The organism is Nitratireductor aquimarinus, from assembly GCF_017255295.1.
Classification (GTDB): domain Bacteria; phylum Pseudomonadota; class Alphaproteobacteria; order Rhizobiales; family Rhizobiaceae; genus Nitratireductor; species Nitratireductor aquimarinus.
The window spans coordinates 758266-779287 of record NZ_JAFKDE010000002.1 but is presented as its reverse complement, the minus strand read 5'-3'; the positions used below and the strand labels follow the sequence as shown (position 1 = coordinate 779287).

At 62.5% G+C, this 21022-nt stretch carries 22 protein-coding genes; 13 read left to right on the top strand and 9 right to left on the bottom strand.

What is annotated here, in order from left to right:
- Positions 1 to 208 precede the first annotated feature (208 nt).
- The 3 genes from JYP46_RS04050 to JYP46_RS04040 are packed head-to-tail and all read right to left on the bottom strand — an operon-like array spanning position 209 to position 3082.
- Positions 209 to 1045: an ABC transporter ATP-binding protein gene (locus JYP46_RS04050; RefSeq protein ID WP_206547339.1), complete on the bottom strand. Its 837-nt coding sequence runs from the start codon at positions 1043 to 1045 to the stop codon at positions 209 to 211.
- Positions 1038 to 2093: a FecCD family ABC transporter permease gene (locus JYP46_RS04045; protein ID WP_206547338.1), complete on the bottom strand. Its 1056-nt coding sequence runs from the start codon at positions 2091 to 2093 to the stop codon at positions 1038 to 1040. The genes JYP46_RS04050 and JYP46_RS04045 overlap by 8 nt, the downstream gene beginning before the upstream one ends.
- Positions 2090 to 3082 carry a FecCD family ABC transporter permease gene (locus JYP46_RS04040; protein WP_206547337.1) on the bottom strand — a complete coding sequence of 331 codons (993 nt, stop codon included), beginning with the start codon at positions 3080 to 3082 and terminating at the stop codon, positions 2090 to 2092. Before JYP46_RS04040 ends, JYP46_RS04045 begins: the two co-directional genes overlap by 4 nt.
- A gap of 130 nt (positions 3083 to 3212) precedes the next feature.
- Here JYP46_RS04040 and JYP46_RS04035 point away from each other — a divergent pair, with 130 nt between their 5' ends.
- The 3 genes from JYP46_RS04035 (at position 3213) to JYP46_RS04025 (ending at position 5572) form a co-directional block, all read left to right on the top strand.
- Complete coding sequence (locus tag JYP46_RS04035) at positions 3213 to 4112, top strand: ABC transporter substrate-binding protein (protein ID WP_206547336.1); 900 nt, start codon at positions 3213 to 3215, stop codon at positions 4110 to 4112.
- A gap of 84 nt (positions 4113 to 4196) precedes the next feature.
- Entirely contained in the window at positions 4197 to 5111 is a 915-nt protein-coding gene (locus JYP46_RS04030) for an ABC transporter substrate-binding protein (protein WP_206547335.1), read from the top strand.
- Between the two features lie 116 nt (positions 5112 to 5227).
- Complete coding sequence (locus JYP46_RS04025; protein ID WP_206546034.1) at positions 5228 to 5572, top strand: DUF2147 domain-containing protein; 345 nt, start codon at positions 5228 to 5230, stop codon at positions 5570 to 5572.
- Positions 5573 to 5738: 166 nt separating this feature from the next.
- On the opposite strand, the gene JYP46_RS04020 is transcribed toward JYP46_RS04025, so the two are convergent.
- Entirely contained in the window at positions 5739 to 6647 is a 909-nt protein-coding gene (locus JYP46_RS04020; protein WP_113154637.1) for a LysR family transcriptional regulator, read from the bottom strand.
- A 111-nt stretch (positions 6648 to 6758) separates the two neighbouring features.
- Between JYP46_RS04020 and JYP46_RS04015 the strand changes: the two genes are divergently transcribed.
- Both JYP46_RS04015 and JYP46_RS04010 read left to right on the top strand, forming a co-directional pair.
- Positions 6759 to 7097: a DMT family transporter gene (locus JYP46_RS04015; protein WP_113154636.1), complete on the top strand. Its 339-nt coding sequence runs from the start codon at positions 6759 to 6761 to the stop codon at positions 7095 to 7097.
- Positions 7094 to 7411, top strand: coding sequence for an SMR family transporter (locus JYP46_RS04010; protein WP_113154635.1), 318 nt, complete (start codon positions 7094 to 7096; stop codon positions 7409 to 7411). The genes JYP46_RS04015 and JYP46_RS04010 overlap by 4 nt, the downstream gene beginning before the upstream one ends.
- A 73-nt stretch (positions 7412 to 7484) precedes the next feature.
- On the opposite strand, the gene JYP46_RS04005 is transcribed toward JYP46_RS04010, so the two are convergent.
- Complete coding sequence (locus tag JYP46_RS04005) at positions 7485 to 8189, bottom strand: glutathione S-transferase family protein (protein WP_206547334.1); 705 nt, start codon at positions 8187 to 8189, stop codon at positions 7485 to 7487.
- A gap of 226 nt (positions 8190 to 8415) precedes the next feature.
- Between JYP46_RS04005 and JYP46_RS04000 the strand changes: the two genes are divergently transcribed.
- From JYP46_RS04000 to JYP46_RS03985, 4 genes are all read left to right on the top strand, one after another.
- Positions 8416 to 8586, top strand: coding sequence for a hypothetical protein (locus tag JYP46_RS04000; RefSeq protein WP_206545936.1), 171 nt, complete (start codon positions 8416 to 8418; stop codon positions 8584 to 8586).
- A 38-nt stretch (positions 8587 to 8624) separates the two neighbouring features.
- A complete protein-coding gene (locus JYP46_RS03995) occupies positions 8625 to 8789 on the top strand; it encodes a hypothetical protein (protein ID WP_206545935.1) in 165 nt (54 codons plus the stop codon).
- 92 nt (positions 8790 to 8881) lie between these two features.
- A complete protein-coding gene (locus tag JYP46_RS03990; RefSeq protein ID WP_206547333.1) occupies positions 8882 to 10381 on the top strand; it encodes an AMP nucleosidase in 1500 nt (499 codons plus the stop codon).
- A 59-nt stretch (positions 10382 to 10440) separates the two neighbouring features.
- The gene (locus tag JYP46_RS03985) at positions 10441 to 11457 is read left to right on the top strand and encodes an endonuclease/exonuclease/phosphatase family protein (protein WP_206547332.1); all 1017 of its coding nucleotides are present in this window, start codon (positions 10441 to 10443) and stop codon (positions 11455 to 11457) included.
- Positions 11458 to 11517: 60 nt separating this feature from the next.
- On the opposite strand, the gene JYP46_RS03980 is transcribed toward JYP46_RS03985, so the two are convergent.
- Both JYP46_RS03980 and JYP46_RS03975 read right to left on the bottom strand, forming a co-directional pair.
- The gene (locus JYP46_RS03980; protein WP_206547331.1) at positions 11518 to 12369 is read right to left on the bottom strand and encodes a class I SAM-dependent methyltransferase; all 852 of its coding nucleotides are present in this window, start codon (positions 12367 to 12369) and stop codon (positions 11518 to 11520) included.
- A gap of 5 nt (positions 12370 to 12374) precedes the next feature.
- Positions 12375 to 14057, bottom strand: a complete 1683-nt coding sequence (locus JYP46_RS03975) for an electron transfer flavoprotein-ubiquinone oxidoreductase (RefSeq protein WP_206547330.1) — start codon at positions 14055 to 14057, stop codon at positions 12375 to 12377.
- 361 nt (positions 14058 to 14418) lie between these two features.
- Between JYP46_RS03975 and JYP46_RS03970 the strand changes: the two genes are divergently transcribed.
- The 4 genes from JYP46_RS03970 to JYP46_RS03955 all read left to right on the top strand — a co-directional run bounded on the left by JYP46_RS03970 (position 14419) and on the right by JYP46_RS03955 (position 17587).
- Positions 14419 to 15018 (top strand): DUF2585 family protein, encoded by a 600-nt coding sequence (locus JYP46_RS03970; RefSeq protein WP_328850063.1) that lies wholly within the window; start codon positions 14419 to 14421, stop codon positions 15016 to 15018.
- A gap of 104 nt (positions 15019 to 15122) precedes the next feature.
- Positions 15123 to 15695 carry a hypothetical protein gene (locus tag JYP46_RS03965; RefSeq protein ID WP_206547328.1) on the top strand — a complete coding sequence of 191 codons (573 nt, stop codon included), beginning with the start codon at positions 15123 to 15125 and terminating at the stop codon, positions 15693 to 15695.
- A gap of 86 nt (positions 15696 to 15781) precedes the next feature.
- A complete protein-coding gene (locus JYP46_RS03960) occupies positions 15782 to 16618 on the top strand; it encodes a uracil-DNA glycosylase (RefSeq protein WP_206547327.1) in 837 nt (278 codons plus the stop codon).
- A gap of 99 nt (positions 16619 to 16717) precedes the next feature.
- On the top strand, positions 16718 to 17587 hold the full coding sequence (locus JYP46_RS03955; RefSeq protein WP_206547326.1) for a hypothetical protein: 870 nt from the start codon (positions 16718 to 16720) through the stop codon (positions 17585 to 17587).
- A 25-nt stretch (positions 17588 to 17612) separates the two neighbouring features.
- Here the strand turns inward: JYP46_RS03955 and JYP46_RS03950 are convergent, their stop codons facing one another.
- Together JYP46_RS03950 and JYP46_RS03945 are read right to left on the bottom strand one after the other, a co-directional pair.
- A complete protein-coding gene (locus JYP46_RS03950; protein WP_113154626.1) occupies positions 17613 to 18566 on the bottom strand; it encodes a DMT family transporter in 954 nt (317 codons plus the stop codon).
- A 68-nt stretch (positions 18567 to 18634) separates the two neighbouring features.
- On the bottom strand, positions 18635 to 20950 hold the full coding sequence (locus JYP46_RS03945) for a xanthine dehydrogenase family protein molybdopterin-binding subunit (RefSeq protein ID WP_206547325.1): 2316 nt from the start codon (positions 20948 to 20950) through the stop codon (positions 18635 to 18637).
- Between the last annotated feature and the right edge of the window lie 72 nt (positions 20951 to 21022).

Genomic DNA, 21022 nt, shown 5'->3' with positions numbered 1-21022 from the left:
AAACCCGCACGGTGTCGGGGTTTGGGCTCTGTGTGACCGGCTCATTCGTTAACGCCCAGGCTAAGACTTCGCTAACCATGCGGAACGCAAGAACAGACGGTTTTGTGAAAATTGCGGCGCATCGGAGCGAAAAGTGGGGACCGGTTTTCGGCCACTTCGATGCCCCAAGGACAGTGTAGAGCATCGGACCGTACGGACGCTCGGCGCTTTAGTCCTGCACGAGGCGGTCGCGACGGGCCGGACAGGCTGCGAGCGGGACGCAGAAGGGGCGGCCTGACGCTTCTTCGCGGCGGACAATGCATTCAATGCCGAACACGTCCTCGATCAGCTCCTGATGGAAAACCGCTTCCACCGGCCCGCAGCCGGCGACCTGGCCCGCACGGAAGAACACGATGTCATCGGCAAAGCGCGCGGCCAGATTGAGATCGTGGAGCACGACCACCACGGTCTTGCCCTCCTGCGCGCCGAGGCGCTGCACAAGCGACAGCACTTCCAGCGCATGGGCGATGTCGAGATGATTGGTGGGCTCGTCGAGCAGGATGACGGGTGCGGCCTGCGCCAGAACCATGGCGATCCAGACGCGCTGAAGCTGGCCGCCAGAGAGCGTGCCGATGGCGCGATGGGCAAGCTCGGTGAGATTTGTCTGTGCGAGCGCGACGGCAACGGCCTCGCGGTCGGCGCGGGCATCGGGCGCGAAGGCCCGGCGGTGAGCGTAGCGGCCAAGAGAGACCAGTTGCTCGACCGACATTTCGTCGGGTGCGGTGGGGCTTTGCGTGAGCATGGCGATCTCACGCGCAAGCGCCTTGGCCGGGATCTGCGAGAGCGGCGTGTCGCGCAGCAGCACGGAACCGGCCTGCGTGGGCAGCATGGCCCGCATGGCGCGCAGGGCCGTGGACTTGCCACAGCCATTCGGCCCACACAAAGCGGTGAGACGCCCCGGACGGATTGAAAGATCGAGCGCATCGAAGACGAGCTTTCCCGGATAGCCGAGCGCTGCGGCGCGCAGTTCGATTTCGCACTGGTCTGCCGAATGGCCTTTAAGCATGAACGCGTCCTGCACGGATCAGAATGAATAGGAAGTATGGTGCGCCGATCACGGCGGTGACCGCACCGGCAGGCACTTCAAGCGGCGCGAACAACACCCGCACCGCGAGATCGGCCGCGATGACGATGGCTGCGCCGATGAGCGCCGCGCCAAGCGCCTGCACGCCCGCCCTGCCCCCGAGCATGAGCCGCGCGGCATGAGGCGCGACGAGACCGACGAAACCGATGGCTCCGGCAAAGGAGACCGCGGCGGCTGTGAGTGTTGCCGCCAGCGCAAAGAGCATCAACTGGGTGGCGCGGACGGGAAGGCCCGTGGCCTGCGCGCTCAGTTCATCAAGCTGGAGCTGGTCCATGCGACGGGCGAGCAGAAAGACAAGCGGAACCAGAACGCCAAGCACGATGGCCAGCACCTGAACATCGGCCCAGCGCGCCTGATAGACGGAACCGGCAAGCCACATGGCGGCCTGGCTCGCGCGATGCACCGGGCCATCAACAATGAAGAGCGTGACGCCGGCCTTGGCCAGAGCACCCAGCGCGACACCGTAGAGAATGACCCGCAGGGGCGGCGCTCCGGTGCGCGCGGCAAGCAGGATGACAAGTCCTGCGAAGCCGAGCGCGCCCAGCACCGCCGCCAGCGGCTGCCACTGAATGCTGACAGTGAGCGCATTCGCGTCATTGCTGAAGAGGAAGAGAAACACCACCACGCCAAGGGCAGCGCCATCTACAATGCCGAGAACCGACGGTGAGGCGAGCGGATTGCGCGTCGCGCGCTGAAGCGCGAAGCCTGCCAGCGCCAGCGCCAGACCGCTCAGCCCGGCCATGGCGAGGCGCGGCATGCGCAGTGACCAGATGATGATGGTGTCGCTGCGCTCTCCCGTGCCGAGGATGGCGGACAGGACACGCTGCAACGACATGCCCGAGCTGCCCAGCGCAACGCTTGCAAGTGCAAGCGCGCATAAGACGGTGGCGCAGGCGACCAGGATGGCCACGCGCGCCGGGATGCGCGAGCGGACAGGATGCGCACGCTGCGCGAAAGAGGCTGCCGTCATGCTGTGGCTCCGAGCCGTTTGCGCTGAAGGAGATAAAGCAGCATCGGCACGCCGACCACGGCCAGAAGAACGCCAACCGGCGCTTCTGACGGATAGATGATGAAACGGGCCGCAATGTCGGCGGCGAGCGCCAGCGCCGACCCGGCAAGAAGCGAGAGCGGCACGAGCTGCCGGTGCCCCGGAAAGCCGCTGAGCCGCGCCAGATGTGGCGCGGCAAGACCGATGAAGGCGACCGGCCCGGCAACCGAAACACTGACACCGGCAAGGATGGCCGCAAGAACAAGCACCGTCATGCGCACTTTCAGAACCGGCACGCCCAGCGCCTCGGCAGTCGTATCGTCGGTCATGAGCGCGTCGAGCGTCGGGGCGAGGAAACGGCATGCCGCCGCCACCAGAACGACCACCGGAGCCGCCAGATAGAGAAGCTCCGCGTCCCGGTCAGCGAAACCGCCGGAAAGCCAGAAGATCAGCTCTTCCATGGTGCGTTCATCGGCAACGATGACGATCTGGATGCCGGATGACAGAAGGGCGGCAATGGTGACACCCGCCAGAAGCAGATAGGAAGGCGAGGAAATGCCACCTGCCGAGAAGGCGAGCGAGAAGACGAGAAGCCCACATAAAAGCGCGCCAAGGCAGGCCGCGAGCGCAATGAGGGAGAGTGATCCCGTGCCGGTGAAGACGACCAAGAGCACGACGGCAAAGCCAGCCCCTGCATTGACGCCCAGAAGACCGGGTTCGGCCAGCGGATTGCGGGTCGCCGTCTGAAGCAGAAGACCGGCAAGACCGAGCGCCCCTCCCACAATGAGCGCCACAGCCGTGCGCGGGACACGCAGCGTGTTGACGATCAGCGCGGCCTGATCGTCCCCGCCCTGGCTCAGGGCGCGCCAGACCTCTGCGCTGGGTGTGAAGCGAATACCCACATGCAGGCTGATGATCGCCAGAAGGGCAATCACCGCAATCAGTATGGCGTGTGGAAGATAGCGCGGCATCCGTCTCTCTTTCGTGCCCGCTGCATCCCAGAAATTGACTAATAATGTCAACTTCAAACTTGACATTTTAACGCAAGATTTGTTGGTCGTGCCGGCAAGACAGCCACCGCGTCAAATCAGGAGACAGATCATGCGCGTCCTTCCCCTCTTACCGGCCATGCTGATGGCGTTGTTCACGACGGCGGCGGGCGCTGCCGGGATCGAGCACGCCATGGGAACGGCCACGGTGCCCGACGCTCCGCAGCGCGTGATCGTGCTGACCAATGAAGGCACGGAAGCCCTGCTGGCGCTGGGCGTGAAGCCCGTGGGCGCGGCGAATTCCTGGAATGGTGATCCGTGGTATGCCCATATCGCGGACCAGATGGAGGGTGTGGAGCCGGTCGGCAAGGAGAGCGCCGTCAATCTGGAACTGATCGCTGCACTTGAGCCAGACCTCATTCTGGGCACCAGGATCCGACACGAAGGAATTTTCGAACAGCTTTCCGCCATCGCCCCGACCGTTGTTTCGGAGCGCCTGCGCGGCGACTGGCGCGAGAATTTCGAACTCTGGGCGAAGGCGCTGAACCGGCAGGAAGCCGGCGAGAAGGTGCTTGAGGACTTCGACGCGAAGGTCTCGTCCCTGAGAAACGATCTGGGCGAAGCGGTGGATGAGAAAGTCTCCGTGATCCGCTTCATGCCCGGCCACATCCGCATCTACCAGATGGACAGTTTTTCCGGCTTCATCCTCGACAGGGTCGGTTTTCAGCGCCCTGAAAATCAGGATGTCGACAACTTCATGCTGAAGGCCGGAAAGGAAAGCATTCCGGACATGGATGGCGACCGCATTTTCTACTTCACCTATGAACCCGGCGATGGCGACGCGACCAGACTTTCTGAAGAGGTGCTGGCCGATCCGCTGTGGCAGACGCTTTCAGCCGTGAAAGCGGGCAAGGTTCATCAGGTGGATGACACGATCTGGAACACGGCCGGAGGCGTTCTGGCCGCGAACCTGATGCTCGACGATCTTGCCCGCCTTTACGGGCTTCGTTGATCAAGACCGGGACGGCCTGCCAGTGACGGGCCCTCCCACCCTCCCCGTTTTGGGGATTTTTCTCATTTTCAGACGAGATTTTTCATGAAACGATTGCTTATTCCCCTTTTGACCCTTGCCCTGTCCGCCGTGAGCGGAGCCGCTCTGGCCGGCAATGTGCAGCATGCCATGGGCAGGACGACAACGCCCGACAACCCTCAGCGCATCGTGGTGCTGACCACCGGGGGAACCGAAGCGGTTCTCGCACTGGGCATCAAACCGGTGGGCGCCGCCAATGGACGCGCGGTCAATGCGCGTGGCTCCGTCTGGTATGCGCATGTGGCCGACCGGCTTGACGGCGTTGAGCCGCTTGGCGAAGAGCGTGCGGTCAATCTGGAGCAGATCGCGGCGCTGGAGCCGGACCTGATCCTCGGCAACCGCCAGCGTCATGAGGGCGTATACGACCAGCTCTCGGCGATTGCGCCCACCGTGCTGTCCAACCGCCTCAGGGGCGACTGGCGCAAGAATTTCGAACTCTATGCCGAAGCGCTTGGCAGGACGGACGAAGGGGCTGCGGTGCTTGCGGCCTTCGACAAGCGCGTGGCTGAACTGTCCGACGCGCTCGGCGCGCAGAAGGACGAGACGCTTTCCGTCATCCGCTTCATGCCCGGACAGATCCGCATCTACCAGAGAGACAGTTTTTCGGGCGATGTGCTTGCCCGACTCGGCATTGCGCGGCCTGAACTCCAGCAGGAAGACAGCTTCGTGCTTAAGGTCGGCAAGGAGAGCATTCCCGACATGGATGGCGACCGGCTGGTGCATTTCACCTATGAATCCGGTGACGGAAAGGCCACCGCGCTTGCGCGCGACATTGCCAGCGATCCGCTCTGGCAGAGCCTGAAGGCCGTACAGGCTGGCTCGGTTCATGCCGTTGACGACGTGATCTGGAACACGGCTGGCGGCATCCTTGCGGCAGAGCGCATGCTGGATGACGTGGCGAAGATCTACGGCGTCGACTGAGCGAAAAGCCCCCGCCCGTCTGCGCGGGGGCCTTCACGGGCCAGTTGCAGAAAGAGGTTGTATTACGTTTACGTTCGCGTAAGCTTGCGGCTGCAACGTCATTGGGAGGAAGAATGATGATTGGCAAACTCTTTCTGGGCGGTGCGGCCCTGCTGCTTGCCGGCGGTGTCGCCATGGCCGACCCGATCGAGGGGAACTGGAAAACGGAATCGGGCGCGACCGCGCAGATCGCCCCCTGCGGCGGTTCCTATTGCATCACGCTGAAAAGTGGAAAGTTCGCCGGCAAGAAGATCGGCACGTTCCAGGCAGCGGGCAGCAACAAGTACACCGGCAAGATCACCGACCCGGCCAAGGACAAGACCTATTCCGGCAAGGGCACCCTCACCGGCAACAATCTGAAGATGGGCGGCTGCGTTCTTGGTGGCCTGATCTGCCGCAACCAGACCTGGTCCCGCATCTAAAGCAATTCCAGGAAAAGTCGGAACCGGTTTTCCGTCCGGAATTGCGCAAAACAATGCCTTAGAGCGCTTTCGCGATTCAGCGAAAAGTGGAAGCGCTCCAGGGGCAGGCAAAACCCTCCAGCTCAATGCCTCCGCGCGCCTTAACCCTGCAAGGCGCGTGGAGGTTTTAATCTGCAATCAGCCCATCGCTGCGCATCTGTGTGAGAATGATGTCGTGCGCGCGCGACTGTAGCGGCTCCCTCGCCTGCCCCTTGGCGGCCAGCGGCTCGCGGCTGCAGACGAAATAGGGATACCACGCTGCGCCCAGACCATGATTGATCTGGCCGAGCTGCGCATAATCTTCTTCCGACAGCAGGGATTCGGGCACATAGCCCCAGCCCAGACCGTCGCAGATCGCATCCTTGCCGAGTTCGAAACTACTCAGCGCAATCCGCTCGCTGCCCATGGCGTCGAGGTGGAAGCGCTCATGCTGCGTGCTGTCGAGATAGGTGATCTGTGGCAGGATGGAGAGATCCGCATCGGCGACATAGCTCATGGCGGCGAGCGGATGACCACGCGCGACCATCATGCGCATGCCAATCCGCGCGATGACACGGCTGTAAAGCCCGCTGGCGGGACCGGATCGGCCGGAGGCGATGAAATAGGCGATGTCCAGCTGCCCCTCGCGCACCAGTTCCGGCAGCACGTCGCTTTCCGCGTAACGCATGCTCAGGCGCACATCCGGCCGCGCGCGCCTGATGGAGCGGATTACGTGGCGCCAAAAATTTTCCGAAAGCACGTCGTCGCGACCGATCCGCAGCTCCTGACCGGCGGTCTCCTCACCGCGCGCACAACGCTCGATGATGCTGTTGGAAAGCGCGATGATACGGGCGCAGTCGTCCAGAATGTGCTCGCCGACCGGCGACAGGGTGAGGCTGTTGCCGCGCCGCACAAAGAGCTCGGCCCCCAGCTCATCCTCCAGCGCGGCAATGGCCATGCTGACGGTGGAGCGGTTGCGGCCCAGCTGCACGGCTGCGCCCGAAATGGAGCCGGTTCGCGCCGCAGCCTCAAAATATTCCAGGTAGTCGAGCCGCATTGGAACGGCCTTTCGTCAAAATTCTTGTCACTCAGCGATTTCTCATACGTCGAAAAGGCGGATATCTCAATCAAGTGACATTAAATTTGATCTTACATCACGAGGACGAAATTGCACTGGTTCTATCTGATCGCTGCGGTCTCCGCAGAAGTTGTCGGGACCACACTGATGAAATTCCTGGTGTCCGCGGGCCAGCTGGCCCAGGGGACGCTTGCCGCAATCTTCATGGTCGCCATGGCCTATCTCTTTCTGGGCAAAGCGACGCTGCGCATACCGGTGGCGCTGGCCAACGCCTTCTGGGAAGGGCTCGGCATGATCCTGATCGCGCTTGCATCGCTCTATCTGCTGGATGAGAGCATCTCGACCATGCAGGCGGTCGGCATCGGCGTGGCGCTGCTGGGCATTGTTATAATCAATTATGGCCACCACCAGCAGGAGCAGAAGCGATGACCATCTATATGGGATATGTGCTCGGCTCGGTGGCGCTCGACATCATGGCCAATCTGGCGCTGGAAAAATCGAACGGCTTTGCCCGCAGAGGCTGGGGCGTTGCGGCAGTTCTTCTGATCATGGCGGCGTTCGCGCTGCTCGCACTGGCCGTCACCGGCATGGATCTTTTCATCGCCTATGCAGTGTGGGGCGTGCTTTCGATCCTGGGAACGGCCATCGCCGTTTGGCTCGTTTTCGGCCAGCGCCTCAACCTGACAAGCTGGGTGGGCGTAGGCATTCTGATCCTGGCCATACTGCTGATCAGGCTTGGCTAACGTCTGAGATTGGGCTGACGATAAAGAAAAGCGGGCGACCGGGATCGCCCGCTTTTTGCATTCCGGACAGGGATCAGCTTGCGCGCTGACCAAAGAGAACCTTCTGGGCCTCCTTGTCCTCGGCCAGATTGCTGCGATGCGTCTGACCAACCTCGAGCGCGCGAATGACCGCCGGCCGGGCCATGACGGTTTCGAACCAGCGCTTCAGGTTCGGGAAATCGTTGAGGTCCTGCCCCTGCTGCTCATAGGGCTTGATCCAGCCAACGCAGGCCATGTCTGCAATCGTGTACTCATCGCCCGCCAGATAGGCGCGGTCGGCAAGACGACGATCCATCACGCCGTAAAGGCGGTTGACCTCATTGGTGTAGCGCTCGATGCCGTAGGGCACTTTCTCGGGCGCATATTTGCGGAAATGGTGCGCCTGACCGGCCATCGGGCCAAGACCGCCCATCTGCCAGAACAGCCACTGATCGACTTCCACGCGGGCGCGCTCGTCCGCGGGATAGAACTTGCCCGTCTTGCGGCCAAGATATTGCAGGATCGCGCCCGACTCGAAAACGGAGATGGGCTCGCCGCCCGGGCCTTCGGGATCGATGATGGCGGGCATGCGGTTGTTCGGTGCGATCTTCAGGAAGGACGGCTCGAACTGCTCGCCCTTGCCGATGTTCACATAGTGCACGGCATAGGGAAGTCCGGTCTCTTCAAGAAAGATGGTGACTTTCCAGCCGTTTGGTGTCGGCCAGTAATGAAGTTCGATCGGCTTGATCTGGGTGGTCATGCTTGTCTGCCTCCAAGGGTTCAGAGCCACGCGGTCGGGGGAGGATCGTGGCGACATTGGGGCAGGTAAGCACCGCCCGCCCGTTTTGCAACACACGCGCCGATAAACGATCTGTCATCGGGTGTTAACCGCCGTGTTAACGCTGCTGAACGCCGGATGAATGCCCCCATCAGTATCGGTTCAGCCGTCCCCTGCCACATTGATGGCAACAAAGAGGAAGAGCCCGATGCTGATACGCCGATTTTCGATTGTCTGCCTGATTGCAGCCCTGTTCGGCATGGGCCTGGCGATCCTCGTTGCAGAGGCCGGCCGGTCTTCCGACCGCTGGCAGGGCGGCAGGCCTTTCGCCTGCATGACCGATGACAACGCGTTTTGCGGCCAGACGGTGCGGCGCTGAACGGCAGGAAAGAAGTGGGGTTGGTGATGTTGCAGACAATGACACATATGGCCAAGGGACTGATGTTCGCGATGCTGATCGGCTCGCCGCTTCTGGCGGTCCAGAATGTGCGCGCCGGTGATGAAAACATCATCGAAGGGCGTTATGACAGGTCGAGTGGCGCCGGTCTCGTTCTGATGGTCAGCCTGCAACGCTCGCGCTAGGAGAGCTTCCCCCACCAGCTGGAAGTGCGCGAGCAGACCATGGATGCCGCAACCGGGCCTTGAGAAGACCGGGAAAATCCATATAAAAGGCCATGGAACATAGAATCTATCCTCAGCCCATTCAGACGATTTCAAGTCCGGAGTCCTACGCCCGGAAGAGCTTTACCGATGCCCGCGAAGCCGTCGCGGCGTTGAAAGCGCTCTATGAGCGCAATACCGCATTCCTGCGCGATGCGTTTGCGCAGGTTTCCAAAGAAGGCGAGAGCGATTGCCGCTTCCGCGCCTTCTATCCCGAAGTCAGCCTCGCCACCGCCACCTACGCCCAGATCGACACGCGGCTGGCCTATGGCCATGTGGCGGCACCCGGTGTCTATGCGACCACGATCACCCGGCCCGACCTTTTCGACGATTATTTGATCGACCAGCTGAGCCTGGTGATCCGCAATCACGGCGTGCCGGTGACCGTGTCGGAATCGGAAACGCCGATCCCCCTGCACTTCGCCTTCCTGCAGGACACCTATGTGGAAGGCTCCATCGCCGACCGGCTGAAACGGCCGCTGCGCGATCTGTTCGACGTGCCGGATCTGAACGCCACCGATGACCACATCGTCAACGGCACCCATGAGACGCCGGCAGGAGAACCGGAACCGCTGGCCCCGTTCACGGCGCAGCGTGTCGACTATTCGCTGCACCGGCTGTCGCACTATACGGCGACGGCGCCTGCGCATTTCCAGAACTTCGTGCTGTTCACGAACTATCAGTTCTACATTGACGAGTTCTGCGCCCTCGCCCGCGAGATGATGGCCGAAGGCGGCAAGGGCTACACGGCCTTCGTGGAGCCCGGCAATGTGATCACCAAGGCCGGCGAGACGAGCCCTTCGGCCAGCACGCCGGCGCGCCTGCCGCAGATGCCCGCTTATCATCTGAAGCGTGACGGTCACGCCGGCATCACCATGGTGAACATCGGCGTCGGCCCCTCCAACGCCAAGACGATCACCGACCATGTGGCGGTTCTGCGCCCGCATGCCTGGCTGATGCTCGGCCATTGCGCGGGGCTCAGAAACTCGCAGGCGCTGGGCGATTACGTTCTGGCGCATGCCTATGTGCGCGAAGACCATGTGCTTGACGACGATCTGCCGGTGTGGGTGCCGCTTCCCGCACTTGCAGAGGTGCAGGTTGCGTTGCAGGAAGCGGTGGCGGAGACCACCGGCCTTTCCGGCTATGAGTTGAAGCGCATCATGCGCACCGGCACGGTGGCGACCATCGACAACCGCAACTGGGAACTGCGCGAACAGCGCGGCCCCGTGCAGCGGCTCTCGCAGTCGCGGGCGATTGCGCTGGATATGGAATCGGCCACCATCGCGGCCAATGGCTTCCGCTTCCGCGTGCCCTACGGCACGCTGCTTTGCGTTTCGGACAAGCCGCTTCATGGCGAACTGAAGCTGCCGGGCATGGCCACCGACTTTTACAAGCGGCAGGTCTCCCAGCATCTCAAGATCGGCATGCGGGCGGTCGAGAAACTTGCGGAAATGCCGCCAGAACGGCTCCATTCGCGCAAGCTGAGAAGCTTTTTCGAAACCGCCTTCCAATAGCCCAAAAGAACGGCTAGCCCGCGTATCTCAAGGGACACGCAGCAAACAAGGCGCGAGAGATGAAGAAGAGCAGAACCGCATCCGCACTGCCGGCAATTCTGGCAATCGGCGCGGTTCTGATTTCGGTGCCCCTCGTGGCCGGCTATTGGGGTCGGCTGCACCCGGCCTTCGACGCCATGGCGCATTTTCGGATGCATCTGGCGGTGCTGATCGCCATTCTCTCCCTGCCGCTGATCTTCATACGGGGCTGGCGGCAGATCGGTGCGGCAGGAACCGTGCTTGGCCTTGCAGCCCTGAGCGCCACGCTTTTGCCGGGACAGAATGCGGCAGGAACGGCCAGAGCCGAAGCCGCCGACATGCCGGCTGCGCGCTACCGGCTCCTCCAGATGAACCTGCGCTACGACAACCCCACCCCAAAACAGGTGTTTTCGCTGATCGGCCAGACCCGGCCGGACATCGTGACGCTGAACGAGGTTTCAAGCATGTGGGTGGAGGAACTGAAGTTCCTTGAAGCCACCTACCCCTACCGCGTGATCTGCCCGCCGCCGGCCCGGATTGGCGGCGTTGCCATTCTCTCCCGCCGCCCCTTTGCCAGCTCATCCGCCTATGCCTGCTACGACCGCGGCTCAATGGCCGTGGCGACGGTGCGCCTTGGCGCAGATCCGGTGGAGATCGCCGCGCTGCATCTCGGCTGGCCCTGGCCCTATGAACAGCACCGTCAGGTGGAGCGCGTGACGCCGGTTCTGCAGCGGCTCGGCAAGACGGCGATCCTTGCAGGTGATCTGAACGCAGCGCCGTGGAGCGCAACGGCGCATCGTGTTGCGGCTGCCGGTGAGCTGGATCTTGTGCCGGGCGTTGGCCCGACCTGGCTGAAACGTCTGGTTCCCGAACCCGTTCGCCGGGTTGCAGGCCTGCCCATCGACCATGTGTTCAGCAAGGGACGGATCGTGCCGATTGCCATCTCGCGGCCGCAGGATGCCGGTTCCGACCACCTGCCCGTCCTGTTCGAATTCGGCATCATGCCTGACGCCGAACAGAACATCCTTGAGGTGAAACTGGCGCAGAACGCCGGTTAGAGCGACGTGCGGCCATCCGGACGCACAAAGGACGCCCTAACCTGTTGAAAGCACGGTGCGCTAATCGGCTTTCTGCTTTCGGGCGATGACCAGATGCCCCGGCACCGGCTTGCCTATTTCATGCCGCACCACGATGTCGCCAATCGCCAGGCCGGCAAAGCCGTGATCGGCAAGCATTTTGCCGAGATAGGCCTGCGCATGGGCAAAGCGCTGGTGCGGGCCGACCATGAAGGGGCGGCCGGCAAGCGTTTCATCCGGCAGGGTCTCGCTTGAGAATGCGAGAACCGCACCCTCTGTGGCGAGTTCCGCAGCGCCTTCGAAGAAGGCTTCCAGCTCACCGAGATAAGGCAGAACATCCGTCGCCGTGATCAGGTCGAAGGGTTCGACATCCGCATGCTGCAGAAAGTCCACCGCATCGCCCACATAGAGCGCGTCGTAGAGCTCTTTCTCGTCGGTGACCTCGACCATCGTTTCGGAAAGATCGACGCCGGTGATGTGGGCCGCCATATCGCGCAGCACCTCGCCGGCAAGGCCGGTACCGCAACCAAGATCGAGCATGCGCTCATAGGGACCGGGCGCGATCTCTTCCAGCGCCTGACGCACGAGTGCGGGCACATCGTAGCCGAGCTGGTCTACGAGGATGCTTTCGAATTCACCGGCGTGCTGGTCGAACAGCGTCGCGACATAGGCCTCCGAGGCGCGTGTCGGCGTTTCGCCGCGCCCCATGCTGGCGAGCCGCACGGCTGCCCCGCCATGATCGGCGGGATCCAGCGCCAAAACTTCCCTGTAGGCCTCGGCGGCGGCGTCGAGATCGCCCGCCTTTTCCAGTGCAAGCGCGCGATTATAGGCTTCGGCCAGCGCCTCTTCATCGACGGGGCTGGCTTCGGCGGCGCCGGTTTCATGATCGGACAATGCGGTTACATCCCGGTGTAGACGGGCCCTTCGCCACCCTGCGGCGGCACCCAGTTGATGTTCTGGTTCGGGTCCTTGATATCGCAGGTTTTGCAGTGGACGCAGTTCTGCGCGTTGATGACAAAACGCGCGTCAGCCACATCGCTGCCATCGGTCAGCGCGTTGCCGTCGGCATCCACCCATTCATAGACGCCCGCCGGGCAATAGCGCGAGGACGGGCCGGCAAAGACGCCGTATTCCGAAGTCTTCTGCAGCTCCATGTCCTTCACCTGAAGATGAACGGGTTGCTCTTCCTCATGGTTGGTGTTGGACAGGAAGACCGAGGAGAGACGGTCGAAGGTGAGAACACCATCGGGCTTGGGGTAATCGATGGGCGCGTGTTTCGCGGCCGGCTCAAGCGAGGCGGCATCGGTCTTGCCGTGCTTCATCGTGCCGAAGGGCGAAACGCCGAACAGCGAGTTCAGCCACATGTCGAGACCGCCGATGCCGACGCCCAGAAGCGTGCCGAAGCGCGACCAGAGCGGCTTGACGTTGCGGACCTTTTTCAGATCCTTGCCGATGTCGGAGGCGCGCCAGGCGGCCTCATAGCCTTCAAGCGTGTCATTGGTGCGCCCTGCCCCGAGCGCCTCGACAACGTGTTCGGCGGCGAGCATGCCGGACAGAACCGCATTGTGCGAGCCCTTGATGCGCGGCACGTTGACGAAACCTGCGGAACAGCCGATGAGCGCGCCGCCCGGGAAGACGAGCTTGGGCACGGACTGCCAGCCGCCCTCGGTGATGGCGCGCGCGCCATAGGAGAGGCGCTTGCCGCCCTCGAACGTGTCGCGAATGGCCGGATGCGTCTTGAAGCGCTGGAACTCCTGAAACGGCGAGAGGAAAGGGTTCTTGTAGTTCAGGTGAACCACGAAACCGACCGCCACCTGGTTGTTTTCCAGATGGTAGAGGAAGGAACCGCCGCCGGTTTTCATGTCGAGCGGCCAGCCGAAGGAGTGCTGGACGAGACCGGGCTTGTGGTTCTCCGGCTTGACCTCCCAGAGCTCCTTGAGGCCGATGCCGAACTTCTGCGGCTCACGCTCTTCGTCGAGACCGAACCGGGCGATGAGCTGCTTGGCGAGCGAGCCGCGCACGCCCTCACCGATCAGCACATATTTGCCCAAAAGCGCCATGCCCGGCTGGTAGTTGGGACCGTGCGAGCCATCACGCTCAACGCCCATGTCGCCCGTGGCGACGCCGATGACTGCGCCTTCGTCATTGTAGAGGACTTCGGCTGCGGCGAAGCCCGGATAGATTTCGACGCCAAGCGCCTCGGCATGGCCGGCGAGCCAGCGGCACACATTGCCAAGCGACACGGCGTAATTGCCGTGATTGTTCATGAGCGGCGGCATGAGGAAATTGGGCAGGCGGATGGAGCCTGCCGGCCCCAGCACCAGAAACTGATCGTCGGTGACCGGCGTCTTGAACGGGTGGTCAGGATCTTCACGCCAGTCGGGAAGCAGGCGGTCGATACCGATGGGATCGACAACCGCGCCCGACAGGATGTGCGCGCCAACCTCACCGCCCTTTTCGAGCACGACGATGGAAAGCTCGGGATCAAGCTGCTTGAGCCTGATGGATGCGGCCAGTCCTGCCGGCCCTGCGCCGACGATGACCACATCGAATTCCATGCTTTCGCGTTCCATCTCGCTCATTTAACCCTCCGCAGTCTTTTTCTCTAGCGCACCATGGTTTCGACCCGAATATGGGCCGGTGCGGACCGGATACAAATCAGCCCCGCATAACGGTTTCAACGCCGGGCTATAGCGCATCCGCGCCCCTATCGAAACCAGAGAAGTTGCATCAACCCATTCCTGATTGCTGCAAACATATGACTTACTTTAACGTAAACGTAAATATTGGGCAATCTGGTGCTGGGCAATTCCTGTTTGCCAGCCTTCCCGAATCCCATCAGTGTCGCGCGGTTTCGAGAGCGTCAGGCAAGAATGCAATCCGGCTGTCGGCTGGATGTTCCGAATTGAGCCCGGTGTTTCAATTGAGAAGGAGAGCGTGCGCGTGAATGCGAGTGAAAATGCGCTTCTGAGAGCATATCGGCAAAGACCGGTTGCGATCACCGCGTTCTGCGTTCTCGGTATTCTGGCGATACAGGCGCTGTTTCTGAAGCTGATGGGGCAGACGACCATCTGCGACTGCGGCACGGTCAAACTCTGGTATTCGGATCCGTCGGGACCGGAAACCTCGCAGCATATCGGCGACTGGTACACCTATTCGCACTTTCTCCACGGCCTGCTGTTCTATGCGCTGCTCTGGCTTGTCGCGCCACGCCTGCCGATTGGAATTCGCCTCACGCTGGCGGTGGGTCTCGAAGCGGCATGGGAGATGGCCGAAAACACGCCGATGGTGATCAACCGCTATCGGGAATCGGCGCTGGCGGAGGGGTATTACGGAGACAGCGTGCTGAACTCGCTCTCCGATACCGCCGCGACGATTGTCGGCTTCTTCGTTGCCCGCATATCGCCAGTATGGCTGAGCATCGTTCTGGTGGTGGCGACCGAGATCTTCATGGCTGTGATGATCCGCGACAACCTCACGCTCAACATTCTTCAGCTGGTCTATCCCTCTCAGACGATCTCGAACTGGCAAGTGGGCGGCTGAGCTGGGCAGCTGAATTGGGCTAACGCCATTCCATTTCGCGGAAAGTACCGATGGCGATATAATGCGGCAGGAAGGGAGGTGTTATCCTGCCTCGCGCCGCAACCATGATCGCCCTGCCCCTGCTCGCATGCCTGCTGGCTGCGGAGCCGGGAGATGACGGGCGCTGGCAGGCGGGGCCATACGCCTTCTCGGACGAGAGCGGCGGGTTTCGCATCCGCGCGGTTTCCGGCAGCGGTTCGCGCAGTGATCCCGTCATCCTTCAACAGGAACTCTACACCGCATCGGCGGTGGTGATGGTCATTCGCCTCATCGGAGAGACGCCGCGCTATGCATATGACGAGCGCGCGGGCGCTGGTTATCTCTTCATCGAGATCGAAACGCTGAATGCGAGCAATCTGCCCTGGGTGGAATTCGAGTTCGAACTTCAGGAGAAGCGCGGGGTTTCCAGCGTCTATGGTGACGGGCTTTCGTTCGACCAGCGCAATGTGGGCAGCGACCATGTGGGCTCTGACGCCTTTAAAAGCCACGACCGCAAATTCGAGCCCCATGACCGACTGCTCTTTCAGTCCGGTACGGTGGATGCGGGGCATTCCGTCACATTTCGCCTGCTGATTACCGATCTGACGCCCCAGCCGGTCTTTTATCTGGTGCAGGATCCACGCATTCCCGCTTCGTGAACTTGCAACGGCAGGCAAAGAAAGAGAAAGTGCCGCTTCACCGCCAACCGGCGACAATCAGGATTTCGGGCAGGATTTCGGGCACGATGGATTCCGCAGGACTAAGGGAGCTTCTGACATTCTACGCCGATGCCGGCGTGGATGAGTCCCTGCTGGAATCTGCCGCCGACCGGTTTGAGGAAACCCGGGTCGAGGCGGAAAAGCGCGCCGCACGCCGCGCGCCGGCCGCGCAGGAGCAGAAGAAGAAAGCGCCGGCAGCGCAGATCCAGGCGCCGCCCCTTCCAAGCTCGCAGCGCGCGGCCATTCCCGACGATGCGCAGGCAGCCCGCGCACGCGAGATCGCCAAAAGCGCAAACACGCTGGAGGAACTGCGCGAACAGCTCGCCGCCTTCGATGGCTGCAATCTGAAAACGACCGCGAAGAACACCGTCTTCTCCGACGGCAACCCGCAGGCCGCCGTGATGCTTGTGGGCGAAGCGCCCGGCCGCGACGAGGATCTTCAGGGCCTGCCCTTTGTCGGGCGCTCCGGCAAGCTGCTCGACCGCATGCTGGCGGCTATCGGCCTCGACCGCACATCGGTCTACATTTCCAATGTCATCCCGTGGCGGCCGCCGGGCAACCGCGATCCATCTCCGCTTGAGACGGAGATCTGCCGCCCCTTCATCGAGCGCCATATCGAGTTGGTCGCGCCGAAAGTTCTGGTGACGCTGGGCAACCCTTCGACGAAGCTGCTGCTCAACACGCAGACGGGCATCATGCGCATGCGCGGCAACTGGGCGCTGCACAAGACCCCGGGTGGTCAGGAAATTCCGACCATGCCGACGCTGCACCCGGCCTATCTGCTGCGCAACCCCGCCCACAAGAAGCTCGCATGGCATGACCTTCTCGCGATCAAGGTGAAGCTGGAAGGCGCTGGCGCGTAGAGCCGCTTAAGCCCGCATTAACCCTGTTGGGGCACAGTCGACAGCCTCAACAACGTCCCGGAGTCGAGCATGTGTGTTCGCGTTATATCCGGGGGGCGCGTGGTTCTTCTTTTTCTCTTTCTGATCCTCACTTTTGCATTCCTGCCCAGCCAGGCATTCGGTGCTGATCTTCTGGCGCATGAGGCGCTGGAGCGGTATCGGAGTGCCCAGAGCGGCTCCATCAGGCATGCGCGCACCATGGGTGTGATCGAATATCGCCAGTCGGATGGCGATGGCAGGGTGGCCGGCGAAAGCGGGCGCAGCTCGACTGTTTCCGTGGCGGCAAAAGCCAACCGACGGATCGGCGCGGGCTGGAACGTGCAGGGCAATGTAAAGCACCGGCATTCGGAGCTGAACGGCGACAGGCGACAGCGCACGCAGGGTACGGCGCATCTCTATCATCGCGACCCGGAGCGCTATGCGCTTGGAGCCTTCGGCAGTCTGGCGACCGAACGCGCAAAGCCGGCAACCGCCATCGCAGGCGATGAATGGAAACGCGTGGACAGTGCGGCCGGCGGCGTGGAGGCAGCGCTCTTTTCGGAGAAGACCACGCTTCTGGCCGCAGCCGGTCTGCGCCGGAAGATGACCGAGCAGGAGGCGAGCGACAGCGCCTTCACCATGCTTGGCGCACGCTACTATGTGACGGATCAGTTTCGCCTTGGCCTTCAGGGCACTTATGAGCGCCCTCTCACCATCGAGGACGACCCGGTCATCTACGGGCTCGGCGCGGAGGTGAGCTACCGGCCGCACGAGCTGCCGTTCAGCAGCTTTGGCGGCTATCGCTACCAGCTGGCGCAGGCCGATGGCAGCGCCGAGAAGACGGTTTCACACGGCGTCTTCGCGGGCTTTCGCTATCATTTCGGCAGCCACAGCCTGAAGGAAGAAGAGCGCTACGGGCCGCTCTGGCCCGACCTGCCCATCGGCCTTTGAAAAGGCGGCGCGGCTGCGCCGGCCTTCAGGAGGCCGGCGGCACGAAGCGGCGCGCGGCAACGCGCCGGAGGCCAAGCCTGCGCTCGCGCCAGATGATGAACAGACCGGCGCTGATGACGATGGTGCCGCCGACCAGCGTGTAGATGGTCGGCACATCGCCAAAGGCGAAATAGCCGATGATGATGGCAAGCAGCATCGAGGTGTATTCGAACGGCGCGATGGTGGAGAGCTCCGCATGGCGGTAGCACTCCGTCATGAGGATCTGCGCGACGCCGCCGCACACGCCCGCCCCGGCAAGGGCCAGATACTGATCGCGCGTCAGGTCTGCCCAGCCGAACGGGATGGTGAAGAGCGCCAGCACCGTGGCCGTGACGGAAAACCAGAGAACAATGGTGGCGGTCTTTTCCGTCTGCACCAGCCGACGGACGAGAAGCATGGCGACGGCAGAGCCCGTCGCCGCGCAAAGGGCCGCAATGACGCCCACCGCCTGCGCGGCCTCAAGACCGGCGTCCCCGGTCAAAAGGGTGAGTTTCGGCCACGCGATGATGATGACACCGATAAAGCCGACGGCCACCGCGCTCCAGCGATAGACGCGCACGATCTCGCCCATAAAGATGGCCGAAAACACCACCACGATGAGCGGCTGCGCGTAATTGAGGGTGATCGCGTCAGGCAGCGGCAGGCGCGTGAGCGCGAAGAAGCCGAGCCCCATGGAGGTCACGCCGACAAGGCCACGCATGATGTGGCTGACGGGATGCGTGGTGCGAAAGGCGGTCGACAGCTCCTTGCGCCAGGCGAGCATGGCGAGGATCGGGAAGATCGCGAAGAAGGAGCGATAGAAGACGATCTGTCCGGACGGCACGGTCCCCGCCGATTTGATCAGCGAGGACATGACGACGAAGATGGAGACCGAGATGACTTTCAGCGCGATGCCGATGAGTGGCTGGCGTTCCGCGCCGAGTTCGGTCACAGCAGGCATTCTCTAAAATCCTGAAAAGCAGCTTCTGGGGATGGGAGAGCATTCCAGGGCGTATGCGCAGGCCTGCCTCATGCCGCGTCTGCCTCCCGGGCCATGCGGATAGCCTCCCAGACGCGCGATGGCGTGGTCGGCATGTCGATATGGTCGATGCCGTGGGCGCGGTAGAGCGCATCCGTGACTGCGTTCAGAACCGCCGGCGTTGCGCCAATGGTGCCGGCCTCGCCCGCCCCCTTGATGCCCATGGCATTGGTGGTGGACGGCACGTTGCGCGTCTCGAAATGGATGAAAGGCAGATCATCGGCGCGCGGCATGGCGTAATCCATGAAGCTGGCCGTGATGAGCTGGCCGTCTTCGCCATAGACCGTGTCTTCCGTCAGCGCCTGTCCAAGCCCCTGGGCAACGCCGCCATGCACCTGGCCGGCCAGCAGGATCGGGTTCACCGTTGCGCCGAAATCATCGACGATCCAGTAATCAAGCACCTCCGTGCGGCCCGTATCCGGGTCGATCTCGACCTCGCAGATATGGGTGCCGTTCGGATAGGTCGCCTCTTCCTGCACGAACTCGCCGAACCCTTCGACATCCTCGGGAGCCTTGGCGGCCTTGGCGATGGCTGCGAAATCGACCGCGCGGTCCGTACCGACGATGCGCGCCGCCCCGCCTGAAAGCTCGATATCGTCGACGGACGCTTCAAGTTCGTCGGCCGCCAACTTGCGGATTTTCTCGGCAAGGTCTTCACCGGCGCGCGCGGCGGAGACGCCGCCCAGCGGAATGGAGCGCGAACCGCCCGTGCCACCGCCCGACGCCAGCTCATCCGTGTCGCCCTGGCGCACAGTGATTTTGTCGATGTCGAGATTGAGCTTGTCGGCCACGAACTGCGCATAGGCCGTGGCGTGCCCCTGTCCGTTGGACTGGGTGCCGATCAGAAGCGTAACCGTGCCATCGTCATTGAGCTTTACATGGGCCGGCTCGGAGCCTGCGAAGGCGCAGGCCTCGATATAGGTGGCCATGCCGATGCCGCGCAGCTTTCCGTTTTGGCGTGCCTGATCCGCCCGCTCATCGAACGTGCTCCAGCCGGCATTTTCCATGCACTTGTTCATGTGCCCTTCGAACTCACCGACATCGTAGAGACGGCCGGTCTGGGTGCGATAGGGGAACTGCTCGGGCCTGATGAAATTGCGGCGGCGGATTTCCTCGCGTCCCATGTCGAGATCGCGGGCGCAGACATCCACCAGCTTCTCCAGCAGGAAGGCAGCTTCCGGGCGCCCCGCGCCACGATAGGCGTCCACCGGGCAGGTGTTGGTGTAGACGCCGTTGATCGTTACATCGAGCGCCTGAATATCGTAGACGCCCGTCGACATGGACACGCCAACGAACGGAATGAACGGGCCATATTGCGAGATATACGCGCCCATATTGGCCGTGAGATCCACGCGAAGACCAAGGAAACGGCCTTCTGAATCCATCGCCATTTCAGCGGTCACGACATTGTCGCGCCCCTGCGCGTCGGTCATGAAATGCTCGTTGCGGTCGCCCGTCCACTTGACCGGACGGCCAAGGCGCTTCGCGGCTTCCATCACCATGGCGTATTCGCGGTAGACGAAGGTTTTCGGGCCAAAACCGCCGCCCACATCCGGCGTGATGACCCGGAGGTTTTCCGGCTCGATGCCGAACGTCTTGCACAGAATGCCGCGCATGGAGTGCACGCCCTGCGAGCCGGTTGTCAGCACATAGCGGTTTTCATCGTCGCGCCATTCGGCCAGCGCCGCGCGCGGCTCCATGTAATTGCAGACCAGACGGTTGTTGACGAACTCGATGCGCGACACGTGGTCCGCTTTGGCAAAGGCGGCGTCGGACTTTTCCTTGTCACCCACATGATAAAGGAAGGCGCGGTTTGACCCGAGTTCCGGCCAGACCAGCGGCGCGTCTTCCGAAAGCGCTTCGGCGGTTGCCGCAATCGCCTCTTCATCGTCGAAATCGATATCGATCAGTTCTGCGGCATCCTGCGCCTGGGCGCGGCTGTCGGCCACCACGAGCGCCACGGCATCACCGACATACTGCACGCGGTCGCGGCAGAGAATCGGGATGTCGCGCGTCGGCGCGCGCGTGCCATCGGGCTGCTTCTGCATCGCGCCGGAGCGCAGATCCTTGAGATGCGCCACATCGGCGCCGGTCAGCACCAGATGAACGCCCGGCGACGCCTGCGCTTCCTCAATCGAGGAAATGGTGAAGGTTGCCTTGGCGACGGGCGAGCGCAGCACATAGAGATGCAGCGTACCCTCGGGCAGGAAATCGTCTGTATAGTGTCCCCGGCCCGTGATGAAAGCCGCATCCTCCTTGCGGCGGACCGAAGCCCCCATGCCGAATTTCGGCGTCATCACAGTCATGCGGAATCCCTTCTGGCCAAAAATTCCTGGCCGATGTTCGGTGAGCTGGCTGGAAACAGTCGAGCGACGTTT